Annotated in this window: 20 protein-coding genes; 10 read left to right on the plus strand and 10 right to left on the minus strand. The window is 73.0% G+C overall.

Annotated elements, in window-relative coordinates:
• Positions 1-22: 22 nt before the first annotated feature.
• Both OHA34_RS33710 and OHA34_RS33715 read right to left on the minus strand, forming a co-directional pair.
• Positions 23-250 carry a hypothetical protein gene (locus OHA34_RS33710; RefSeq protein WP_285937275.1) on the minus strand — a complete coding sequence of 76 codons (228 nt, stop codon included), beginning with the start codon at positions 248-250 and terminating at the stop codon, positions 23-25.
• Between the two features lie 278 nt (positions 251-528).
• Positions 529-1,197, minus strand: a complete 669-nt coding sequence (locus tag OHA34_RS33715) for a TetR/AcrR family transcriptional regulator (RefSeq protein WP_329519943.1) — start codon at positions 1,195-1,197, stop codon at positions 529-531.
• 138 nt (positions 1,198-1,335) lie between these two features.
• On the opposite strand from OHA34_RS33715, the gene OHA34_RS33720 reads away from it, so the two are divergent.
• Positions 1,336-1,923 (plus strand): HAD family hydrolase, encoded by a 588-nt coding sequence (locus OHA34_RS33720; RefSeq protein ID WP_329519944.1) that lies wholly within the window; start codon positions 1,336-1,338, stop codon positions 1,921-1,923.
• A gap of 276 nt (positions 1,924-2,199) precedes the next feature.
• Here the strand turns inward: OHA34_RS33720 and OHA34_RS33725 are convergent, their stop codons facing one another.
• Positions 2,200-2,748, minus strand: a complete 549-nt coding sequence (locus tag OHA34_RS33725) for an RICIN domain-containing protein (RefSeq protein WP_329519945.1) — start codon at positions 2,746-2,748, stop codon at positions 2,200-2,202.
• Between the two features lie 359 nt (positions 2,749-3,107).
• Positions 3,108-4,217, minus strand: a complete 1,110-nt coding sequence (locus OHA34_RS33730; protein WP_329519946.1) for a hypothetical protein — start codon at positions 4,215-4,217, stop codon at positions 3,108-3,110.
• 179 nt (positions 4,218-4,396) lie between these two features.
• On the opposite strand from OHA34_RS33730, the gene OHA34_RS33735 reads away from it, so the two are divergent.
• The gene (locus OHA34_RS33735) at positions 4,397-5,152 is read left to right on the plus strand and encodes a hypothetical protein (RefSeq protein ID WP_329519947.1); all 756 of its coding nucleotides are present in this window, start codon (positions 4,397-4,399) and stop codon (positions 5,150-5,152) included.
• A 54-nt stretch (positions 5,153-5,206) separates the two neighbouring features.
• On the opposite strand, the gene OHA34_RS33740 is transcribed toward OHA34_RS33735, so the two are convergent.
• Positions 5,207-7,729 carry a M14 family zinc carboxypeptidase gene (locus OHA34_RS33740; protein WP_329519948.1) on the minus strand — a complete coding sequence of 841 codons (2,523 nt, stop codon included), beginning with the start codon at positions 7,727-7,729 and terminating at the stop codon, positions 5,207-5,209.
• A 106-nt stretch (positions 7,730-7,835) separates the two neighbouring features.
• On the minus strand, positions 7,836-8,612 hold the full coding sequence (locus OHA34_RS33745; RefSeq protein ID WP_329519949.1) for a hypothetical protein: 777 nt from the start codon (positions 8,610-8,612) through the stop codon (positions 7,836-7,838).
• A 362-nt stretch (positions 8,613-8,974) separates the two neighbouring features.
• On the opposite strand from OHA34_RS33745, the gene OHA34_RS33750 reads away from it, so the two are divergent.
• From OHA34_RS33750 to OHA34_RS33775, 6 genes are all read left to right on the plus strand, one after another.
• Entirely contained in the window at positions 8,975-9,271 is a 297-nt protein-coding gene (locus OHA34_RS33750) for a hypothetical protein (protein ID WP_285937266.1), read from the plus strand.
• A gap of 483 nt (positions 9,272-9,754) precedes the next feature.
• Positions 9,755-10,828: a sugar ABC transporter substrate-binding protein gene (locus OHA34_RS33755; RefSeq protein ID WP_285937265.1), complete on the plus strand. Its 1,074-nt coding sequence runs from the start codon at positions 9,755-9,757 to the stop codon at positions 10,826-10,828.
• A 96-nt stretch (positions 10,829-10,924) separates the two neighbouring features.
• The gene (locus OHA34_RS33760; RefSeq protein ID WP_285937264.1) at positions 10,925-11,710 is read left to right on the plus strand and encodes an ATP-binding cassette domain-containing protein; all 786 of its coding nucleotides are present in this window, start codon (positions 10,925-10,927) and stop codon (positions 11,708-11,710) included.
• A gap of 11 nt (positions 11,711-11,721) precedes the next feature.
• Positions 11,722-13,005 carry a sugar ABC transporter permease gene (locus tag OHA34_RS33765; RefSeq protein WP_285937263.1) on the plus strand — a complete coding sequence of 428 codons (1,284 nt, stop codon included), beginning with the start codon at positions 11,722-11,724 and terminating at the stop codon, positions 13,003-13,005.
• Between the two features lie 227 nt (positions 13,006-13,232).
• Positions 13,233-13,991 (plus strand): ATP-binding cassette domain-containing protein, encoded by a 759-nt coding sequence (locus OHA34_RS33770; RefSeq protein WP_285938580.1) that lies wholly within the window; start codon positions 13,233-13,235, stop codon positions 13,989-13,991.
• Complete coding sequence (locus tag OHA34_RS33775) at positions 13,988-15,217, plus strand: ROK family transcriptional regulator (protein ID WP_285937262.1); 1,230 nt, start codon at positions 13,988-13,990, stop codon at positions 15,215-15,217. Before OHA34_RS33770 ends, OHA34_RS33775 begins: the two co-directional genes overlap by 4 nt.
• A 47-nt stretch (positions 15,218-15,264) precedes the next feature.
• Here OHA34_RS33775 and OHA34_RS33780 read toward each other — a convergent pair whose 3' ends face one another.
• Positions 15,265-15,786 (minus strand): flavin reductase family protein, encoded by a 522-nt coding sequence (locus OHA34_RS33780; protein WP_285937261.1) that lies wholly within the window; start codon positions 15,784-15,786, stop codon positions 15,265-15,267.
• 409 nt (positions 15,787-16,195) lie between these two features.
• On the opposite strand from OHA34_RS33780, the gene OHA34_RS33785 reads away from it, so the two are divergent.
• Together OHA34_RS33785 and OHA34_RS33790 are read left to right on the plus strand one after the other, a co-directional pair.
• Positions 16,196-17,371, plus strand: coding sequence for a thiolase C-terminal domain-containing protein (locus OHA34_RS33785; protein WP_285937260.1), 1,176 nt, complete (start codon positions 16,196-16,198; stop codon positions 17,369-17,371).
• Positions 17,368-17,796, plus strand: a complete 429-nt coding sequence (locus OHA34_RS33790; protein WP_329519950.1) for a Zn-ribbon domain-containing OB-fold protein — start codon at positions 17,368-17,370, stop codon at positions 17,794-17,796. Before OHA34_RS33785 ends, OHA34_RS33790 begins: the two co-directional genes overlap by 4 nt.
• Positions 17,797-17,820: 24 nt before the next feature.
• On the opposite strand, the gene OHA34_RS33795 is transcribed toward OHA34_RS33790, so the two are convergent.
• Genes OHA34_RS33795 through OHA34_RS33805 form a run of 3 tightly spaced genes read right to left on the minus strand, consistent with a single transcriptional unit; the run spans position 17,821 to position 21,740 of the window.
• Complete coding sequence (locus tag OHA34_RS33795; RefSeq protein WP_329519951.1) at positions 17,821-19,539, minus strand: AMP-binding protein; 1,719 nt, start codon at positions 19,537-19,539, stop codon at positions 17,821-17,823.
• 57 nt (positions 19,540-19,596) lie between these two features.
• The gene (locus tag OHA34_RS33800; RefSeq protein ID WP_329519952.1) at positions 19,597-20,676 is read right to left on the minus strand and encodes a hypothetical protein; all 1,080 of its coding nucleotides are present in this window, start codon (positions 20,674-20,676) and stop codon (positions 19,597-19,599) included.
• Entirely contained in the window at positions 20,673-21,740 is a 1,068-nt protein-coding gene (locus tag OHA34_RS33805; protein ID WP_285937256.1) for an LLM class flavin-dependent oxidoreductase, read from the minus strand. The genes OHA34_RS33800 and OHA34_RS33805 overlap by 4 nt, the downstream gene beginning before the upstream one ends.
• Between the last annotated feature and the right edge of the window lie 30 nt (positions 21,741-21,770).

The following is a 21,770-nucleotide window of genomic DNA, read 5'->3' on the forward strand; positions in this document are numbered from 1 at the left end:
TCCGCCCGCGGACGGGCGCCGGTCACCCGGAGCGGGCGCCGATGATCGATGTGCGCAGTCCCTCCGGCGTGGGCGCCTCCACCAGGCGCGGCCCGCCGCGCGAAGGGACCAGCGCCCACCACGAGCCGGTGGCCCGCCCGAACCAGACGCGCACCCCCGGGAACTGCTCCTGAAGCCCCTGCACCGTCCGGGCCCGCAACGCCTCGGGCGTCGGTTCCTCACGACCGGCGGCGTCTCGCTGAGCCGTCATGTCGCCCTCCCCCCGTTGTTCTCTTCGGTAACAGCGTCCTCACAGCCCAAAGCGTCACCCCGGATCGGTAAAGTGTGACTAATGACACTATGGACTGCCGGGCGTCGTTACGGGGCCCGGACGTGTCGGGAGACCCGCGGGGACGGTTCTGACCAGGCCGGACGGCGTCTGCGTTCGGCCGCTCGTCCGGGCACACGCTGCACCGGACCGCGCGGCGTCCCGTCGCCGGCGCCGCGGCGCACGACCCGTGCCGGACGGGCCGTGCGGCGGCGGAGGGCTCAGTGCGTGTTGATGCCGTCGAACATGACCTTGAGGTAGTGCTCGGCGAGGCCGCTCGCGTTCAGCCGGCCGCCCGGCTTGAACCAGCGCACCGCCACCCACACCGTGTCGCGGATCATCCGGTAGGTGAGCTTGGGGTCGATGTCGTCGCGGAACAGGCCGTCGCGCTGGCCCGCCTTGATCGTGTCGACCCACATCTTCTCCACCTTGTCCTCGGAGTCGGTGAGGTAGGCGAAGCGGTCCATGTCCTTGAGGTAGTTCCAGTCGTTCTGCATCACGGTGATCGCGGCGCGGTGCGGCTCCAGGGTGCCGAACGCGATGCGGATCAGGCCGGCGATGGTCTCGCGCGGGTTCTCGCCCTCGTCGATGACCGACTGGTAGGCCGACATGATCTCGCGGAAGAAGCCCGCGAGGATCTCGTCGACGATCGACTCCTTGGAGTCGAAGTGGTGGTAGAGGCTGCCGGAGAGGATGCCCGCCTCGTCGGCGATGTTGCGCACCGTCGTGGCCTGGAAGCCCTTCTCGGCGAAGAGGTCGGCCGCGAGCCTGATCAGGTGCTCACGCCGTTCCGAGGCGAGGGCGGGCGAGCCCTTGCCGCGGCGGCGGGCCCCGCCCTCACCAGCGGTGCGGGTCCTGGGTCGTCCTGAATTGGCGCTCGTGGTCGTCACCCTCTCATTATGCCGTGCGCGCCCAACCGCTTGCTCGACCCGACGCGCTGACAACAGGTTACGCGGTGCAACAAGCGCTTGTTCCAGGTTCGGCCGCCTGGTCGGCGGCATTCCCCGGGCCTGCGTAGGGTCGGGGACATGGCAGATGTGATCGTTTTCGATCTGTACGGAGTCATCGCCCGGACCCAGACCCCGGCGGCGATCGCCCGGATCGAGGGGCTCGCCGGTCTCTCCGGCGCCCCGTTCTGGGACGCCTACTGGGCCTGCCGGCCCGCCTACGACGCCGGCCAGGAGAGCGCAGCGTACTGGGCGGCCGTCGCCGGACGGGCCGGCGCCGCCTTCGCCGACGTGCCCGCGCTCATCGAGGCCGACCTGGAGAGCTGGTGCGAGGTGGACGACCGGATGGTCGAGCTCGTCATCGAACTGGCCGGCCGGGGCCGCACCCTCGGCCTGCTGTCCAACACCATCTCCGACCTGCTGCCCCGTTTCGAGGCCCGGCACGGCGCCTGGCTGAGCCGCTTCGACGCGCTGACCTACTCCTGCCGGATCGGGGTGGCCAAGCCCGACCCGCGCGCGTACGAGATCTGCGCCGAACGCCTCGGCGTCGCCCCCGCCGACGTGCTGTTCTTCGACGACTCCGAACGCAACGTGATCGCCGCCCGCGAGGTCGGCATGCGCGCCGAGGTGTTCAGCTCCCCGTCCCAGGTCCGCGCCCTGGTCGGCTAGTTCGTCTTTCAATCACGGTCGGCGTCCTCGCCTGGCGGCTCGGACGCCGACCGTGCTCGGGCGAGCGCGACATCGCTTCGCGACCTGGCCGGTGAGGCTTGCCTCCGGCTTCGCCCCACCGGCCAGGTACCGCGCTTGCGCGACAGCTGAGGCGCGCCCTGGACACCGGCCGTGCGTCTGCCTCCATGTACCGGCGCGGGAGAGGTCACGAAAGCGCGAGGTCCGGGACCACCGCCCTGGGAGCGGTCACGGTCTACGGCATGGAGGTGCGGCTGATCAGACGTGCTTCCAGACGCGCTTGTTCCCGCCGGTCCCGCACGGGTCGATACGGAAGTAGGTCGATCCCGGGTAGGTGGACAGGCACTTGTTCTTGGCCGGGTTCTTCAGCTTCCCGGTGGCGCCGCCGGTCCACTTCCACTGCTGGGTCTTGCCGGCGCCGCACTTGCGCATGACAACGGCGGCGGTGCCGTAGACGGTCAGGCAGTTCTTGTCGTTGACGGAGCTGCGGAAGGTGCCGTCGTTCTCGAGGACCCAGAGCTGGTGCCTGATGTCCTTGTGCTTGCGCGGGTGGCAGTCGACCTGCCGGACGGCCGCGTTCCCGGCGTCCTTCCTCGTGTCCAGGCACTTGCCGGTCTGCTTGCTCTTGTACTGGAACGACGTGATCATCACGTGCGCGTCGCCCCCGGTCGCTGACGAGGAGGCGGCGGGGGCCGCGGGGGCCGCGGGGGCCGCGGGGGCGACGGGGGCCGCCGCCGCGGCGGAGGCCGTGCCCACCAGCATCGCCCCGGCGGAGGCCAGGGTGAGGGCCAACTGCTTGCGCTTCATGTGCTCCCCGTTCTGGCGGCGCCCGGACGAATCCAGGACACCGCCACAAGATCGTTTGGCGGCATATTACACAGAACGGCTACATTTCAAAACCGATTCGATAACTTTCACGCTCGGGCGTCTCGCGGTCCGAGCCCGACGTCCTCAGCGGGAGCGGGGCCGGCCCGGACACCCTTCCTCCAGTGGCCACGAACCGTCCGTCCCCTAGGTGTTTCCCGAAGAGGCCGATGGAGTTCACGGCGCCCCGGACCGGCCGGGCCGGGACCAGGTGATGCCGTGGTATTTCAGCCGGTCGCGGCTCGGCGTGGAGACGCGTGCCGGCCGACGCCATGACGCGCTGGGGCCTGACGTGCGCGGGATCAGCCGACCGGGGGACTCTCGGCGTCCGGCGGCGGGGACGGGGCCGGGGGGAGCACGGCGCCGCCCGCCTCGGCGGCCTCGGCCAGGCGGGCGCGGAGTGTGCGGACGAGCTCGCCGCTCTGCTCGGTGAGCCGCTCGATCGCGGGCAGCGCCAGATCGTCGCGGACGGTGTCGGCGAGCAGCTCGTCGTACTCGTGCGCCCGTTCGGCGATCGTCTCCAGGTAGCGGTGGGCCCGGAGCGCCTCGTCGGCCGAACAGGTCCGCTCGGCGTAGCGTTCGAGGGCCTCCACCCGGCGGGTCAGCGCGGCGACGGAGGCGTCGAGCTTCTCCCGCAGCGGGAGCAGCGCCGCCTCGACCTCCGGCAGTCCGGCGGAACCGGAGATCTCCTCCTGCTCGCCGCGCAGCCGCGACTGCTTGGCGAGCACCTGCGCGATCTCCCACTCCTGGCGGGGTAGCGTGACCGCGTTGTCGACCGAGTCGAGCAGGCCCTCCCGGTTGACCTCGGAGTCGCGCACGGCGTCGACGGCGGCCTGCGCGCGGCCGAGCAGCTCGCGGGCGGGGCCGTCGAAGTCCTCGGGGGTGAGGTAGCGGTCGCGGCGGCGCTGGAGCTCGCGGGCCCGCCGCAGGTCGAGCGAGACCGACGGGGTGCCGAGTGCGATCAGCACGGCGAGCATCGCCAGCCCGAGCAGCCACAGCGAGCCGAGCAGCGGCGAGCCGAGCAGCCCGAGGCCGAGCACGGTCAGCGGCGCCAGCCACACCAGCGGGCGGCGCCGCGCGACGATGGTGTCGAGCTCGGCCCGCAGCGCCGGGTCGGCGACCGGCCGCAGCTCGGCGCGCGGCGCGGCGCCGGCCGGGTGGGCCGGCGCGATCCGCCGCCAGTACGCGCCGACGTGCGTCTCGAACGCGAAGTCGGTGGCGGTGATCTCGATCTCGACGGGCCCGGCCGGCAGCGGCCACGAGCCGACCGGGTCGCCGCCGCCGGGTCCGGTGAACCGGACCCACCAGCCGCCCTTGCCGTCGTCGCACCGGTAGCGGCCCGGCGCGACGTCGATGCCGACGAAGAACGTGCCGATCCCGGGGATGGAGTTGCTCCAGGCACCTCTGGTCACCGGCGACCTCCGAGCCGACCTCTCGCGCCGCGTCCCCCCGCCCCCTCCGGCGGAGCCGTCCCACGGCCGACCACGCGCACCGGGTCAGACGTCCGGGGGGCGATAAGAGTTGCATTACCCACATCCGCCTCGGGAAAGTCGCGTGCGGGCGCAGAGATTGCGGGTGGAATACTCCAGGCGTGCGACCTGACTACGACCCTCTCGACGACCCGCCCTGGGCGATGCAGCTAGTGGTACGCGCCGAGAAGGCCGATCCACCCGGCCACGGCGCGGTCTGCGAGGCGGCGGCGATGGCGGTGGCACGGCTGCTCACCGACCCGCGCGCCACCGGGCCCGAGCCCGAAGCCCCGCAGGCCGCCGAGCCCGTGGAGACCGCCGGGCCGGCCGAGCCCGCCGAGGGCGAACCGGACGGGGAGCGTCCCGGGCAGTGGCGCGCAGCGATCCGGGAGTGGGAGGCGCGGCGCATCCGGAAGGTGACGCGGCGCGCCCGGGGCGTGCGGTGGCCCGAGGCGCAGGCGTTCCCCGGCGTGACCGTCGAGCACGACGGCGCGGAGGTGCGCGCGTTCGTGCCGGGTCCGGTGGCGGACGTGCCGCCCCAGCTGGCCAAGCTCCAGGTCGCCGGGCTCGACCTCGCCGACGACGCCCCGGCCGGCCCGCCGCCCGAGCCGCCGTACGCGGCGCTCGCGCTCAACCCCGAGGTGACGATCACCACCGGCAAGGCGGCGGCGCAGTGCGGGCACGCCGCGCAGTTGCTGCTGCGCGAGGCCTCGCGGCCCGACCTGGACGCGTGGATCGAGGGCGGCCTGCGGGTGCACCTGGTCCGGGACGTCCCGTGGCGGCGCTGTGTCGAGCACGCCACGATCGCCGTCCGCGACGGCGGCTTCACCGAGGTGCCGCCGGGCACCATGACCGCGATCGCCTGGGTCGTCCGCTGAACGGCCCGTGCCGCCCCTCCCGGGTCCGGGACGGGCGGCACGGGACGGGCGGGGTCAGGGCAGGGTCACCGCCACGGGGGTGATCCCGGCCTTGCGGATGAGGGACGGGAGCCGGTCCGCGAACGGGTGCTGGTCGGCCGGGAGACCGTCCGGGTTGTCGATGACGTAGTGCACCGTCCCGCCACTGCGCCGTTCGGCCCACTTCGCGCCGGCCGAGCGGAGCACCGCCGCCGCCCTGGCGGCGTCGGCGGCCTGCACCGAGACGCGGATCGGCGACTCGTAGGACGGCAGCCCGGTGGCCTGCTCCGCCGCCCCCGCCAGTGCCCGCGCCGACAGCGGCGAGGTGTGCTCGGGGTCCGGGCCGAGGATCGCGTTGTAGAGCAGCTTGGCGGTGCCGTCGCTGAACGCCCGGAAGTTGGGCTCGGCCGCGAACAGCACCGAGCGGCCCTTCCCGACAGGCTGGTCGACGACCGCCGCCGTTCCGCCGAGTTCGGACGCGCCCTTCTCGAAACCGGACACGAACCACTCGGGCGAGTCCGCCGCCGGGTAGGACACCGCGACCCCGCTGGACGCCCGCATCACCGGGTCGTACGAGGTGAAGTTCCAGGCCGAGCCGCCCACGCCCTTGGCGAGCGGGCTGCCGCCGTCCACCTTCACCCGGAACATCGTGCCCGGGATGTCGGAGGCGGGCTCGCTGAGCGTCGCGGCCGTCAGCCCGAGCCGCGCCGCGAGCTGCGTGCCGCCCTGCCAGCCGACGTAACGGCCGCCGTCCCGCGTCCACTGCTGGAGCGCCCGGCGCCCGGCGTCGCCGAGCGCGTCGTAGGCCGCCGACGCGGGCCCGTTCGGCGTGAGGAGCACCTGGACCCCCGCCAGCTTGCCCGCGGCCACGTCGGCCGGGCTCAGGGGCGTGAACGGCAGCCTCCAGTCGCGGTCGAGGCGGCTCCGCAGCCAGCCGGCCGACTGGACGGCGCTGGACGAGGTCGCCGAGAGCTGGAGGACGCCGACCTTCGGCGCCTTGCCGCCGTGCCCGGCACGTTCGGCCGGCAGTGCCGGCACGCCGGCGGCCCTCGGACGCAGTTCGGCCCCGGACGAGCCGCCGGACACGTTCGCCAGCAGCGGCATGCTCCAGGCCGTCACGTCATAGAAGTAGGGGAACGGCGTGTAGGAGTCCTCGTTCAGCATCGCCTGGATCCAGTGCTTCTGCCCCTGCGCCATGGAGATCCAGTACGTCCCGGCGGGCAGCGTCGCCTTCCCCTCCGCCTGCCCGTACGCCTTGTAGTCGGGAACGTTCAGCGGCCGTACGAGCCGTTCGACGTTCACGCCCATGCGTTGCAGCCGCCGCACCACCGTCCGGACCTCGGCGCGTTTGGCCGGGTCGTCGTCCCTCAGGAAGTAGTGCCGGACCTTCCGGTCGGGTACCGGCCGGTCGACCTGGTTCGGCGGGTTGTAGATCTGGTTGGGCTCCAGCCGTCCCGCCCTGCCCTGCTCGTAGGCGTCGACGGTCATCTGCCGCCACTCGGTCAGGATCTTCGTCCGGTTGCGGGCCGCCGACGACAGCGACACCCACTGGGTGAGGTACTGCTCCTTCACCCGTTCCGGGTACGGGCTGTCGCCGCCCTTCTCGTACGTCATCCCGGCGGCGTGGAACGCGCTGGTCGGGACCGTGTCGCCGTACCCCTGGTAGAAGAGGTCGTAGGTGTCGCGGTTGAAGAAGTCGATGCCCTGCCGTGTGAACTCGGCGGCCATCGGCGCGCCGTACATGTCGTTGATCCAGCCGACCGCCTGCTCGGGCGTCTCGTGGTAGATCGGGTCGGCGTTCGGCGGGAAGAAGAACGACGTCCCGCCCATCTCGTGCGCGTCGATGTAGAGCGCCGGCGGGTACTGGTTCAGCATCGCGAGCTTGCCGTCGGTCTCGGGCTGGGTGCGCGCGAACCAGTCCCGGTTCATGTCGAAGCCGTAGGCGTTCTGCCTGGTCCGCGCCTGCCGCCCGTCCGGGTTCTGCGTGGGCAGGACGATGACGAGCGCGTTGTCCAGCACCTTCGCCGCCGCGCAGTCGGCGCGGTCGCCGAGGTCGCGCAGCACCTTCAGCGCCGCGTCGGTGCCGCTCGGCTCGTTCCCGTGCACGTTGCCGCTGATCCACAGGATCGGCACGCCGCGCGCGGTGATCCGCCGGGCCAGGTTCGCGGGGGTGCGTGGGTCGCGGAGCCGCGCGGCGTCGCGCCGGACGCCCGCGAGCCCCGCCTTGGTCAGCAGCCCGGGACGGCCGGCGATCGCGTACTTGAGCGGACGGCCCTGCGCGGTCGTGGCGAGCGTGCCGGACACGACGCGCTCGCTCGTGGCCGCGACGGCCTCGAGGTAGCGGTCCGACTCGGCCGCGGTCGCCTGCCGCTCACCGAGTTCGAAACCGAGGATCTTCTCGGGGGAAGGGACCTTGCCACGGTAGACGGGGGTGGTCTGCGTGGGGTCGCAGCCGGGGGCGGCGGCCGTGGCCTGCGCGGCGGCGGACGTCGCGGCGGACGCCGGTACCGCCAGGGACGCGGCCAGCAGCACCGACCACGCCAGATTTCGGGCTCTCATGTGGCCCAAGCTCGCACCGCGCACCTCGTTCACCAACAGCAACACCTGCCAAGGTCGCCGCCGGGCCGGTGCCGCCGCCCACGTTGACGCGCGGCGCCCGGCGGGCTCAGGGCCGCGGCGGCGGCGTCGCGGACGCGGGCGAGGGGGCGGACGCGGCGTCGCCGCCGCGTTGCAGGCGGCTGATCGCCGACAGCGCGAACTCCTGGGTGCGGGTCAGCCCGCCGCCCGGCCCCGTCCCGCCGGGTCCGGGCGCGGCGCGGGCGACCTGGACCTTCGCGCTGAGCCCGTACGCCAGGAACAGCAGGGCGACGAACCCCACGAGGTAGGCGCAGTGCTCCAGGAGCCGGGTGAGATCGCCGCCGAGCACGTCCAGTACGGAGAACATCGCGAATCCGGCCATCCAGCCGGCGAGCGGCGGCACCAGCCACACGTCGCGGCGGCGCAGCACCGCCGCCAGGGCGGCCAGCACGAGCAGCGCCTCGGCCGCCTTGACCAGCATGAGCGCGGGGCCCGCCGCCCCGGAGCTGAAGTAGTCCTCCAGCTCCGCGCGCCGGTCGCCCCAGGTGAGCGCGGCGGTGAGCAGCACCGTCACGCCGTAGGCGATGAGGAACGCGCCGATCGGAAGATGGAGGCGATGCCAGGTCGAGCCGCCGCCACCCGTCCGGACGGACGGCGCGCGCGCGGGCGGTGCGGGAGGTGCGGCGGGCGGCCCGGCCGCTTTCTCCGGGATGGACGGCGCGGGCACGGGCACGGCCAAGGTCGGAGGCTCGGCCGCGGGCTCGGACGGGGGCCCGACCGAAACCTCGGTCTCGGTCTCGGTCTCGGTCTCGGCCTCGGGCATGGGCACGGCTTTGGTCTCGGCCTCGACCTCGGGCACGGACATGGCCTCGGGCACGGTCTCGTCGATCGCCTCGGGGAGGGGCGAAACCGCAGGTGGGGGCGGGTCGGTCGGGGGAGGTGAGGCAGGCTCGACCCGGCGGGGGAGCTGCTGATCGGGCCGGGTCAACTCGACGGGCCGATCCGGATCGGGCCCCGCACTCGCCGCCATCACTGCCCCCAAAATCCCTATGTGTCGACTGAGCGCAAGATATCCCGAATGGTGCCGCGGGCGTCGCCGATCCGGCCCGAAGGCCCGTGGCACAGCGTGATGAGCCCGCCGCTGACCTGCTCGAAGTGCTTGCAAGACGCCCTGCGACAAGGGAGGCTGAGTGCTCGTCGGGCCACACGTAATCCATAGGACACGAGATGACGCCTGACGATACGGGAACCGCCGCGTCCACCAAGACGCGGATCGAATATCTGGAGGAGCTCGGCGACGAACTGGCCGGGCGGGGCTTCAAAGTGCGCCTCACCCTGCCCCGCGGCCAGGCGCCCAGTTTGCACGTGATGAACCCGGACGCGTCCGCCCTTACGGAGAACATCCTGGCGGAGCAGGGCGCGGACGGCTGGTGGTACTGGTGGTCGTGGGCCGAGCGCATCGCGGCGGCCGACGACGTCACCATCGCGGCCGACCGGGTCGCGCTGGTCCTCGCCGCCCACTGACCGGCGTGATCATGCAGCACGGTCCCCGGCGCACTCCGGGGGACGTCCTGCATGATCACGTCGCGTGCCCCGCCCGGCCCTGCCGCGCCCTGTCGCGCCCCGCTCCCGGGTTTCCCCCTGCTCCCCCCACTTCCCCCCGCTTCCCCGGCTCCCCAGGCCATCCTCGGGTCGGGTCGGCTCCGAATGTTGGCTCCCCGAACATATGACCGCGTCGCGCGCGCCGGCCGGGGAGCGTCCGCCGTCGTCGCGCGGTGCGGGGATGTCGGTCCCGTCCCGGAGTTTCCTCCTGGTTGATAGCGCGTTACGCGATTGTTACCGCTAACAACAAATTCACCGTGCCGCGGGTCTGGTGCGCCGCCGGGCTCCGACATAAGTTGCGGGACACAACATTCGCGCCGCCGGCTTCGTGATCCTGGTCACCGCGGCGCGGAACCCCCCCCTGGCCGTGGACGCGGCCACACCCCCCAGAAAGGACCCGGGCAAATGCGCAAGGGGATCCTCAGCCTCACCGCGGTGTCGGCCGCGGCCGTGCTCACCCTCGCCGCGTGCGGGGGCGACGGCGACGATGCGAAGTCCGGCTCGGCCAAGGGCAAGATCGGCGTGATCCTGCCCGACACCACCTCCTCAGTCCGCTACGAGAGCTTCGACCGGCCGTTCCTGGAGCAGTCGTTCAAGACCGCAGGCGTCCAGTACGACATCCAGAACGCCGAGGGCTCCACCCAGCGGTTCCAGACGATCGCCGATCAGATGATCACCAATGGCGTCACGGTCCTGATCGTGGACGGGCTCGACTCCAACTCGGCCGCCGCGGTGCAGCGCAAGGCGCAGACGCAGGGCGTCAAGACGATCGACTACGACCGGCTGACCCTGAACGGCGTCGCCGACTACTACGTCTCCTTCGACAACGTGAAGGTCGGCGAGGAGCTCGGCAAGGGCCTCCAGAAGTGCCTGGGCGACAAGCCGGCCAACATCGTCTACCTCAACGGCGCGCCCACCGACAACAACGCCACCCTGTTCGCCAAGGGCGCGCACAACATCCTGGACAAGGTCACCTCCTACAAGAAGGTCGCCGAGCAGGCGGTGCCGGACTGGAAGCCGGACAAGGCCGCGACGATCTTCGAGCAGATGTGGACCGAGCAGCACGGGAAGATCGACGGCGTGCTGGCCGCCAACGACACCGTCGGCAACTCCGCGGTGTCGATCATCAAGAAGAACGGCGAGGCCGGCAAGGTCGCGGTCACCGGCCAGGACGGCAGTGCGCAGGGCCTCCAGAACATCCTGGACGGCTCCCAGTGCATGACGGTCTACAAGCCGGTCAAGCAGGAGGCCGACGCCGTCGCCAGGCTCGCCCTCGCGCTGCTGAAGGGCGAGAAGGGCGAGACCAACGGCACCACCAACGACCCCCAGGGCAAGCGGGACGTGCCCTCGGTGCTGCTCAACCCCATCGGCATCGACAAGGAGAACGTCAAGCAGGTCGTCGAGGACGGCTTCGTGAAGTCCTCCGAGCTGTGCAAGGGCGCCTACGCGGCCAAGTGCAAGGCCGCCGGCATCAAGTGACGACCCCTCGCCGGCCCGCGTGGCGGGTCCCGTCCCGCGGTGGCGTTCCCCGCCCGGGACCCGCCACCGGCCGGTGGTACCGCGGAAGGGAAACTCGTGGCAGAAAACGGTGACCCCGTCCTCGCCCTGACCGGGCTCAACAAGAGCTTCGGGCCCGTGCACGTGCTGCACGACGTCGACTTCACCCTGCGCCAGGGCGAGGTGATGGCCCTGGTCGGCGACAACGGCGCGGGCAAGTCGACCCTGATCAAGTGCATCGCCGGCATCCACCCGACCGACTCGGGCACGATCGAGTTCGAGGGCCGGCCGGTGCAGATCGGCGGGCCGCGCGACGCCGCCGAACTCGGCATCGAGGTGGTGTACCAGGACCTCGCGCTGGCCGACAACCTGGACATCGTGCAGAACATGTTCCTCGGCCGCGAGCGCCGCAACGGCCTGGTGCTCGACGAGGACTCGATGGAGGAGGCGGCCCGGCAGACCCTCGCGCGCCTGTCGGTCCGCACCGTCAAGTCCGTCCGGCAGCAGGTGGCCAGCCTGTCCGGCGGGCAGCGGCAGACCGTCGCGATCGCCAAGGCGGCGCTGTGGGAGTCCAAGGTCGTCATCCTGGACGAGCCCACCGCCGCACTCGGCGTCCAGCAGACCAGGCAGGTGCTGGACCTGGTCCGGCGGCTCGCCGACACCGGGCACGCGGTCGGGCTCATCTCGCACAACATGAACGACGTGTTCGAGGTGGCCGATCGCATCACCGCCCTCTACCTTGGCCGGGTCGCCGCGGTGGTGCGGCGCGCCGAGGTCACCCACGGCCAGGTCGTGGAGCTCATCACCGCCGGCCGTTCCGGTGATCTCGGCCTCGCGCCGACGACCGCCGCCGAGAGCATCTGAAGGGGGCCGAGGTGTCCACCGACATCCCCGAGGGCAAGGAGGCCGCCGTGCGCCTGGCGGACTCGGACTTCGCCATCGACCGGCGCGACCACGACGCGCGGTCGGCGATCGCGGACTACTGGGGCCGGGTGCGGTCCGGCGAGCTGGGCGCGCTGCCGGCGATCCTGGGCCTGGTCTCGCTGGTCGTGCTGTTCACCGCGCTGCGGCCCGACACGTTCCTCAGCAAGGGCAACATCGCCAACCTGTTCACCCAGGCGCTGCCGATCACCATCCTGGCGATGGGCCTGGTGTTCGTGCTGCTGCTGGGCGAGATCGACCTGTCCGCCGGTGTGGCCAGCGGCGTCAGCGCGGCGGTGATGGCCAAGCTCATCGCCGACTCCGGCCAGCCCTGGTACGTCGCGGTGATCACGGCGGTCGCGATCGGGATCGTGATCGGCACCGGCATCGGGTGGCTGGTCGCGGTCGTCCGGATACCGTCGTTCGTCGTCACGCTCGCGCTGTTCCTCGGCCTCCAGGGCCTCACGCTGAGGTTGATCGGCGACGGCGGCACCGTTCCGGTCCGCGACGACGTGATCGTGGCGCTGGCCAACAAGAACATGCCGGTCTGGGCCGGGTGGACGCTCGCCGGGATCTGCGCGGCGGGCTACGCGGCCGTCCAGCTCGCGCGCTGGCGGCGGCAGCGGTCCCGCGAGCTGGTGGCGCGCCCGATCGAGCTGGTGGTCGCGCAGTCGGCCACCGTCGCCGTCGTGCTGCTGGCCGGCACCTACCTGCTGAGCCTGGACCGGGCGCCGAGCCCGTTCGTCACGCTGGCCGGCATCCCGTGGGGCGTGCCGCTGGTCGGCGTCCTGCTCATCGCCTGCACGTTCGTGCTGGCCCGCACCCCCTACGGCCGGCACGTCTACGCGGTCGGCGGCAACGCCGAGGCCGCCCGCCGGGCCGGCATCAACGTCACCCGGATCCGGGTCTCGGTCTTCATGATCGCCTCCGGGTTCGCCGCGATCAGCGGCATCGTGGCCGCGTCCCGGCTCAACTCGGTCACCCCCGACTCGGGCGGCGGGAACACCCTGCTGTACGCGGTGGGCGCCGCGGTCATCGGCGGGACGAGCCTGTTCGGCGGGCGCGGCAAGGCCCGCGACGCGGTGTTCGGCGGGCTGGTCATCGCCATCATCGAGAACGGCCTCGGGCTGCTCGGCACCAAGGCCTACCTCAACTTCCTGATCACCGGGGCGGTGCTGCTGCTCGCCGCGAGCATCGACGCGCTGGCCCGCCGGCGGCGGTCGGCCGCCGGCCGGTGAGCACCGCCGGGGAGGCCGGGGAGCCGATGGCGCGCGCCGTCGGCTCCCCGGCCCTCGCCCGTTTCCGGGCGGGGAACGCTGCTGATACGCTCACCAGCCACCAGCGCTCGACGCGCAGTGCCGGCCGGACCGCGGCGGAGCGAGAAGCACCCGGCCGCCCGGTGGGGGTCCGGGGGCGGTCCCCCGGATCGGAGGCGGTCGACGTGGCACGGTGGGAGCCCCTCGGCATGTCGGTGACGCCCGTCCTCGACCTGCGGGGCATCGAGAAGAGCTACGGTTCCGTCAAGGTCCTGCACGACGTGTGCTTCACCGCGTACCCGGGCGAGGTCACCGCGCTCGTCGGCGACAACGGGGCGGGCAAGACCACCCTGGTCAAGTGCATCGGCGGCATCCACCCCCACGACCGCGGCGAGTACCGCTTCGAGGGCCGTCCGGCCCGGGTCGGCAACCCGCGCGACGCGGCGGCGCTCGGCATCGAGATCGTGCACCAGGACCTGGCGCTGTGCGAGAACCTCGACATCGTGCAGAACCTCTTCCTCGGCCGCGAGCGCCGCCGCGGCCTGACGCTCGACGAGGCGGCGATGGAGGCACTGGCGGCCGAGACGCTGTCCGGCCTGTCGGTCCGCACCATGGGGTCGGTGCGGCAGCGCATCTCCAACCTGTCCGGCGGGCAGCGGCAGACCGTCGCGATCGCCCGCGCCGTGCTGTGGGACAGCAGGCTGGTGGTCCTCGACGAGCCCGCCGCCGCGCTCGGCGTCGCGCAGACCCAGCAGGTGCTGGAGCTGGTCCGGCGGCTCGCCGACCGGGGCCTGGCGGTCGTGCTGATCTCGCACAACATGAACGACGTGTTCGCGGTCTCCGACCGGATCGCCGCGCTGTACCTCGGCCGGATGGTCGCCCAGGTGCGCACCGCCGACGTCACGCACCGGCAGGTGGTCGAGCTGATCACCTCCGGGACCGGCGGCGGCCTCGGGCTGCGCCGATGAAGGGCGGCCCGTCCCAGGAGGACATCCGGCGGCACAACCTCGGCACGCTGCTGCGCTTCGTCCATCTGCGCGGCCCGGCGTCGCGGGCGACGCTGGCCGAGTCGCTCGGCCTCAACCGCAGCACGATCATGGCGCTGACCGCCGACCTCACCGCCGCCGGGCTGGTCCGCGAGGAGCTGCCGCGCAAGCCGGGGCGGCGGGCCGGCCGCCCGTCGCTGGTGGTCCGGCCCGAGTCGACCCGGGTCTACGTGCTGGCCTTCGACGTCGGCGTCGACCGGCTGGTGGTCGCGCGGGTCGGGCTGGGCGGCGAGATCATGGACCGCCGCGAGGGCACCCGCGACCGCGACGCCGAGCCCGGCGAGCTGGTCGGCGCGCTCGCCGCCGCGGCCCGGTCGCTGGTGCGCAAGGCCGGGCCCGCCGCGGTCTGCGTGGGCGCCGCGGCGGCCTTCCCCGGCATCGTCCGCCGGGCCGACGACACGATCATGTTCGGCCCCAACCTGGACATGGGCGAGATGTCGCTCGGCGACACCCTGTCCCGCCGGCTCGGCCTCGGCCTGACCGTCTCGATCTGCAACGACGCCGACCTCGGCGCGCTCGCCGAGCACGAGCGCGGCGCCGGCGTCGGCTGCGACAATCTGATCTACCTGCACGGCGACGTGGGCGTCGGCGGCGGCATCATCGTCGGCGGCCGGCTGCTCGGCGGCGAGCAGGGCTTCGGCGGCGAGATCGGGCACATGGTCGTCAACCCCGGCGGGCGGCTCTGCTCCTGCGGCTCGAAGGGCTGCCTGGAGGCCGAGGTGGGCGAGCGCACGCTCCTCGCGCACGCCGAGCGCGAGGAGGGTGCGCACCCCGACGGCCGCGCGGCGGTGCGCGCCGTCGTCGACGCCGCCGACCGCGGCGACATCGTGGCGCGCGAGGCGCTGCACCGGGTCGGCACCTGGCTCGGGCTGGGCGTCGCCAACCTGGTCAACATCTTCAACCCGGGCCTGGTCGTCTTCGGCGGGACGCTGCGCGACGTCTACCTCGGCTCCGCCGCGCAGGTCCGCAGCATGCTGGCGACCGGCGCGCTGGCCGCGCCGCGCGAGAAGGTCCGGCTCCGCACCGCCGAACTCGGCGACGACAGCACGCTGGTGGGGGCCGCGGAGTTCGCGTTCGCCGAGGTGCTCGCCGACCCGGTGCAGGTGCTGGCACGGCTGCGCGCCCCGGAGAACACGCCCGTCTCCTGACCGGGACGGCGGGGAGGGGCGCCGGCGGTCCGGGGCCGCGGACGGGCTCAGCCGTCGAAGCGGCCGTATCCGCCCTTGTAGAACAGCAGGGGCTCGCCCTCATGGTGCTTGTCGAGGGCGTGCACGCGCGCCACCACGATCACGTGGTCGCCGGCGACGTGCTCCTGCTCGACCGAGCACTCGATCCAGGCGAGTGCCCCCTCGATGACGGGGCTGCCGCCGGGCGACCCGGACCAGTCGATGCCGGCGAACTTGTCGCCGCCCTTGATGGCCAGCCGCTTGCAGACCTCGAGCTGCGGCTCGCTCAGGATGTTGACGCACAGCCGCTCGGCCGGGCGCAGCCTCGGCCAGGTGCTGCTGGTGTGCGCCACGCAGAAGGCCACCAGCGGCGGTTCCAGCGACACCGAGGTGAAGGAGTTGGCGGCCAGGCCCGTCGGGCGGCCGGTCTCGGCGTCGATCGCGGTGATCGCGACCACCCCGGTCGCGAACCTGCCGAGGACCGTGCGGAACCGGGCGCCGTCGATGTCGGTGACCGGAGTCGCGGGGGAGCCGTGGGGCGATCGGTGCATGCGGCGTTCCATTCCCTGGCCGGAGGGTCCTTCGGCCGAGTCGCGCACGATCGCGGCGGCTGCTGCGGTGGCATTGTCGGCCATCTGACCCGTCCCTTCTCTTAGCCAAGCGCTTGCTTGGACGATAGGGCGGGGCGATTCGAGGTGTCAAGCCGCTCCGGGGCGCCCGACCGTGCATGTCAACTAAAGCCCCTGATCAGGCATGCTCATTCCCAAATCTGACTATCTCCATCGAAGGTCCCGGTCAGGTCTCCGTCCAAGGACCGATGCGGCGGACGGTGCGGCGGCGACCCGGCGGAGTCGCCGGCCGGTACGGCGTCGTTGACGCGCGCACGGGGGGCCGCCTAGAGTCGTGGACAAGCGCTTGCTCGGTTGAGTCGGCGCGGGCGCGAGGCGAGGAGGACAGCGCGTGGGGACCTTCCGCGACCGGACCGCGGTCGCCGGTGTCGGCTACACCCCGTTCAGCAAGGACTCGGGGGTGTCGACGCTCACCCTGGCGGTCGACGCGATCCTCGCCGCGCTGGACGACGCCGGCCTCACCGTGGACGACGTCGACGCCCTGGCCACCCACCGGGTCGGCGACTCCACGCCGCCCTGGGTGGTCGCGCCCGCGCTCGGCGTGCCCGAGGTGTCCTGGTACCTCGACCAGTTCGGCGGCGGCAGCGTCTCGCACTCGGTGGTCGGCCAGGCCGCGATGGCGGTCGCCGCGGGCGTCGCCGAGACGGTCGTCTGCTACCGCGCCATCAACGCCCGGTCGGAGTTCCGCATGGGCGGCACCGGCCGTGGTCCCGCGCCGCTCTTCGACACCCAGTACCAGGCGCCGTACGGCTACTTCGCCCCGCCGCAGCAGTTCGCCATGTTCGCGCGGGCGCACATGAACGCCTACGGCACCACGCACGAGCAGCTCGGCCGCGTCGCCGTCGGGCAGCGCGCCAGCGCCGTCAGGAACCCGAGGGCGCTGAAGCGCGACCCGATCACCCTGGACGACTACCTGGCGTCCCGCTGGATCGCCGAGCCGCTGCGCCTGCTCGACTGCTGCCTGGAGACCGACGGGGCCTGCGCGATCGTCGTCACCTCGAGGGAGCGCGCCCGCGACCTCGCGCACCCCCCGGTGCTGATCTCGGGCGCGGCGTGGGGCGGCGGCGACAGCCTCTTCTCCGGCGCGGGCAGCGGCGTGGACGGCACCGACTTCACCGTCACCGAGGCGGCCCGGCTGGCGCCGCGGCTGTACGCGATGGCGGGCGTCGGGCCGGGCGAGGTGGACGTGGCGGAGATCTACGACTGCTTCACCTACTCCGTCCTCGTCCAGCTGGAGGACTACGGCTTCTGCGCCAAGGGCGAGGGCGGCCCGTACATCGAGTCCGGCGCGATCCTCCCCGGCGGCGAGCTGCCGGTGAACACGCACGGCGGCTTCCTGTCGGAGGGGTACGTGCACGGCATCAACCACATCGCCGAGGCCGTCGCCCAGTTGCGCGGCACCGCGGGCGACCGGCAGGTCCCGGGCGCCGAGGTCGCGCTGTCGACGGCGCAACCCGGATACGTCCTCGCCGGTACCTCGGCGCTGATCCTGAGGAGCGACCCGTGAGCCTGGCACAGCGTCCGAGGCCGGAACCCGACCGCGACTCCGCGCCCTGGTGGGAGGCGGTACGGCGGCACGAGCTGACCGTCCAGCGCTGCGACGGCTGCGGCACGCTCCGCTTCCCGGCCCGGACGGTCTGCAACCGCTGCCGCTCCCGCGCGTACGCGTGGGTGCCGGCCCGGGGAACCGGCCGCGTCTACAGCTGGGTCGTCAACCACCAGGTCTTCATGCGGTCGATGGCCGACGAGGTCCCGTTCCCGGTCCTGCTCGTGCGGCTGGACGACGGCGCGGAGCAGGGCGACGACCTGCTGATGTACGGCAACCTCACCGGCGGCGACGTCGCCGGTCTCCGCCCCGGGCTCCCCGTCGAGGCCGTCTTCGTGGACCTCGACGAGGAGACCACCCTGGTCCAGTGGCGTCCGGCGGGCTAGCGGGTCCCGCCGGCGGGGGCGCGGCTAGCGGGTCCCGGCCGCGGCCTCGGCGGCGGCCCGCGCGTGCAGGGACGGCTTGTCGAGCTTGCCGTTGGCGTTCACCGGCAGCGCGTCGAGCAGCACGACCCGGCGCGGGACCTTGTAGTTGGACATGTTGTCCCGCGCCCACGCGATGACGGCGTCCGGATCGGCCGTCACGTTCGGCGGGGGGACGACGTAGGCCCAACCGACCTCGCCCTGCCGCTCGTCCGGGACGCCGATGACCCCGACCTGGCCGACCAGCGGGCAGCGCAGGAGCAGACCCTCGATCTCGGCCGGGTAGGCGTTGAAGCCGGAGACGATGAACATCTCCTTCTTGCGGTCCACGATGGCCAGGTTGCCGGCGTCGTCGAGCGTGCCGATGTCGCCGGTGTGCAGCCAGCCCTCGCCGTCGACGGCCTCGGCCGTCCGCTCCGGGTCGCGCCAGTAGCCGCGCATCACGCCGTATCCGCCGATCAGGATCTCGCCGGGCTCGCCCACCGGGAGGTCGCCCCCGTCGGCGCCGACGATGCGCACCGTCACCCCGGGCACGGCGCGGCCGGTGGTGGCGGCGATCACCTCGACCGGGTCGCCGGGCCGGGTCATCGACACGACCGTGCCCTCCATCAGCCCGTACGCGTTGATCATCCGCTCCAGCCCGACCCGGTCGGCCAGCCGGCGGATCAGCTCCGGCGGCACCGCCGCCGCCCCGCAGATCGCCACCCGCAGCGAGGACACGTCGTACCGCCTCCGGGGGGACGCCCCCGCCGCGTCCTCCGTGCCGGCCCCGGTCGTGCCGCCCGCGGCCGTGCCCGCTCCGGCGCGGGCGCCGTCGAGCTCGTCCAGGATCTTGAAGAACATCGGCGGCGCGCCGGCCAGGACGCTGACTCTGTTGCGCTCGATCAGGTCCATCAGCTCGTCCGGCTGGAACAGCGCGATCGGCATCATCGTGGCGCGGCGCAGCACGCACGCCAGCAGCCCGGCGTTGATCCCGAAGCCGTGCGAGAACGGCGCGATGATCGGGTAGCGGTCGCCCTCGCCGAGCGTGACGAGCTCGGCCCAGTCCCAGTAGCCGCGCAGGAGCTGGGAGTGGTGCAGCATGACGCCCTTGGGCGTCCCGGTCGTGCCGGACGTCGCCATGATCGACGCGATGTCGTCCGGGTCGACCGAGCGGGCCCGCTCCTCGGCGTCGTCGCGGGTGACGGCGGCTCCGGCCGCGATGAACCCCGCCCACGACAGCACCCCGGGACGGGACGGGGCGGGCTCGTCGCCGAGCACGACGACGTGCTCAAGGTCCGGCAGGCCCGAGTGCGGGCGGCCGTCCGCGGGACCGCCGGCGGCGCCCGCGAGCATCCCGAGGTGGGAGGTGCCCATGAAGCCCTCGGCGACCAGCAGCACTTTCGCGCCGACCTTGCCGAGCAGGTCGGCCGCCTCCAGGCCCTTGAACCGGGTGGACAGCGGCGCGATGATCGCCCCGGCGTCCCAGATCCCGAACGCGGCGACGACCCACTCGGGGCTGTTGGGCGCCCAGACCGCCACCCGGTCGCCGCGCGCGACGCCGAGCGCCATCAGCGCCCGCGCGGTCTCGCCGGCCCCGGCCGCGAGGCCCGCCAGCGTCAGCCGGGTGTCCCCGGCGACCACGGCGTCCAGCGGCCCGTGGCCCTCCGCCTGGTCCCGCAGCATCCGCGGGATCGTCCCCCAGCCGGGGACGGGCTGCAATTCCATCGCGTGCTCCTCCTGGACGATCCGCATCCGGTCCCCGCGATCCGCGTCCCGCGCCGGTCAGGTCAGCCGGGCGCGGTCCCTGCCGAGGTGGTGGCCCCGCTCGTCGGTGACGGTCCCGGCCGCGCGGTCCTCGCCGACCTCGGGCTCGACTACCACGTCGATCGAGACGGGCGTCAGCGCGTACAGGGCCTGCGCGATCCGCGCCTTCCACATCGGGTTCCTGACCAGGGTGTCCCGGGTGAAGGTGACGTGCAGCGCGGCGGCGTCGAGCGTGCCCTCGCGCCGGATCCGCAGGTCCCAGCGGCTGAGCCCGTCGATCCGGGTGAGCGCCGCGGCGATCTTGGGAACCGAGACCCAGCGGCCCCTGATCAGCACGTGCTCGCCGACGGTGTGCGCGGGCGCGGGCACGGCCCGTTCGCCGCCGGACAGCCGGACGGCGTGGCCGGTGCGCAGCGTGGCGCCGCCGAGCCCGGAGTGCCATCCGGGCGTGACGACGATCTCCGCCAGGCCCTCGCCGTACGGGGCGTCCAGCGGCGCGTCCTTGTCCGCCGGGGCGAGCCCGAGCAGGCCCTCCCGCACCGGGGTGAGCGCCTCGTCGGACGGGGCGCGCTGCGCGATCGGGACGCCGAGGAACGGGTCGGCGTACAGCTCCCGCACCGACGCCTCGAACTCGCTCGCGAGCTGCGCGTAGGTGTTGGGCGAGGGGATCTCGCCGACCACCAGGATGTGCCGCAGCTCCAGGTCGAGCGGGTCGAGCAGGAACTCCAGGTGCAGCCGGGCCAGGAAGTCCATCGCGCCGGACGGGGTGGTGACCAGGGCGGTGGCGCCGGTGGCCTCCAGCGCCGCGTGCAGCCGCATCCGGCCGCGGGCGCCGACCGACGCGGCGGCCGTGCCGACCTCGGCGGCGGCCTGGGCGATCAGCGGCCCGGCGGGCTCGCCGTCGCCGTTGAGCGCGACGACGACCCGGTCGGAGGCGCCGAGGCCGGCGGCGCGCAAGGTCTCGGCGGTCAGTTCGCGCGCGGCGGCCCGGTCGGCGGTGCCGAGCGGCGCCACCAGGTCGGCCTCGGCGGACACGGCCAGCAGCCCTTCCGCCCCGCGTCCGGCGGGGAACGCGGCCCGCGTGATCCAGGAGGTCACTTGGCGACCTCCTGCATGAACAGCTTCATCGAGTCGCAGACGTGCCCGTGGCCGAGCCCGCCGACCTGGACCTGGAGGATCAGGTCGGTGGCGCCGGCCGCCTCGATCCGCTCGACCGCCTTGCGGGAGCCCTCGACGTCGTCGATCACGACCATGGTCTGCTCGCGCAGGATGCCCATCGCCTCCTCCGGCGGCATCCCGACGGCCTGCTGCCCGAGGACGCGGTGGGTGGCGTGCCGGGCGTCGGTGTAGTCGGGCGGCGCGACCAGGTTGATCTGCCGGCGCAGGTACCACAGGACGGGGTCGGCGGCGCGGTCGACGGCCTCCTGCTGGGTCGGCGCGACATGCCAGGGGATCATCAGGGCGATCCGCCGGGAGTCCGGGTCGAAGCCGTTGTCGGCCAGGCACTCCTTGTACTTGGCGATGTCGGCGGCGACGTCGTCCAGGCCCTTGAGCATCGTCATGCCGAGCAGGTTGTAGCCCTGCTTGGCGGCGGCGAGGTAGCCGTCCAGGGAGGTGGAGGCGACCCACACCGGCGGGTGCGGCTCCTGCACCGGCCGCGGGTAGACCGCGACGTCGGGCACCTCGAAGAACTCGCCGGACCTGGTGACCGGCTGCCCGTCGGCGTTCCAGATCGCCAGGACGGCCTCCAGCGACTCCTCCCAGAGCTTGCGGGACTGCTCGAAGGGGCGCTGGAACGCCTGGTACTCGAGCGGCGAGGCGCCGCGTCCGGTGCCGAACTCGACCCGTCCGCCGGAGATCACGTCCAGGGTCGCGACGCGTTCGGCGGTGCGGATCGGGGACTGGAAGGGCAGCAGCACCACGCCGAGGCCGAGGTGGATCCGCTCGGTCCGCTGGGAGATCCCGGCCAGGACGAGATCGGGTGCGGAGGAGTGCGAGAAGCCCCGGGTGAAGTGGTGCTCGACGAACCAGGCGGTGTCGAAGCCGAGCCCGTCGGCCAGGACGACCTGGTCCATCACGTTCTCGAACGCCTGCCGTTCGACCTCGCGGGAACGGCCGCGCACCTCAAGTTCGTAGCCAAGGCTGACCCGTAGGGACGTCATCGAGCCTCCGTTTAGTGTATGACCAAGCGC

This window comes from Spirillospora sp. NBC_01491 (assembly GCF_036227065.1).
Lineage (GTDB): Bacteria > Actinomycetota > Actinomycetes > Streptosporangiales > Streptosporangiaceae > Spirillospora > Spirillospora xylanilytica.

What these genes read in the sequence shown, in the direction of transcription:
- OHA34_RS33710 (WP_285937275.1), bottom strand. Translation starts at nt 250, where the DNA reads ATGACGGCTCAGCGAGACGCCGCCGGTCGTGAGGAACCGACGCCCGAG.
- OHA34_RS33720 (WP_329519944.1), top strand. Translation starts at nt 1,336, where the DNA reads ATGGCAGATGTGATCGTTTTCGATCTGTACGGAGTCATCGCCCGGACC.
- OHA34_RS33725 (WP_329519945.1), bottom strand. Translation starts at nt 2,748, where the DNA reads ATGAAGCGCAAGCAGTTGGCCCTCACCCTGGCCTCCGCCGGGGCGATG.
- OHA34_RS33740 (WP_329519948.1), bottom strand. Translation starts at nt 7,729, where the DNA reads ATGAGAGCCCGAAATCTGGCGTGGTCGGTGCTGCTGGCCGCGTCCCTG.
- OHA34_RS33745 (WP_329519949.1), bottom strand. Translation starts at nt 8,612, where the DNA reads ATGTCCGTGCCCGAGGTCGAGGCCGAGACCAAAGCCGTGCCCATGCCC.
- OHA34_RS33750 (WP_285937266.1), top strand. Translation starts at nt 8,975, where the DNA reads ATGACGCCTGACGATACGGGAACCGCCGCGTCCACCAAGACGCGGATC.
- OHA34_RS33755 (WP_285937265.1), top strand. Translation starts at nt 9,755, where the DNA reads ATGCGCAAGGGGATCCTCAGCCTCACCGCGGTGTCGGCCGCGGCCGTG.
- OHA34_RS33770 (WP_285938580.1), top strand. Translation starts at nt 13,233, where the DNA reads ATGTCGGTGACGCCCGTCCTCGACCTGCGGGGCATCGAGAAGAGCTAC.
- OHA34_RS33775 (WP_285937262.1), top strand. Translation starts at nt 13,988, where the DNA reads ATGAAGGGCGGCCCGTCCCAGGAGGACATCCGGCGGCACAACCTCGGC.
- OHA34_RS33780 (WP_285937261.1), bottom strand. Translation starts at nt 15,786, where the DNA reads ATGCACCGATCGCCCCACGGCTCCCCCGCGACTCCGGTCACCGACATC.
- OHA34_RS33795 (WP_329519951.1), bottom strand. Translation starts at nt 19,539, where the DNA reads ATGGAATTGCAGCCCGTCCCCGGCTGGGGGACGATCCCGCGGATGCTG.
- OHA34_RS33805 (WP_285937256.1), bottom strand. Translation starts at nt 21,740, where the DNA reads ATGACGTCCCTACGGGTCAGCCTTGGCTACGAACTTGAGGTGCGCGGC.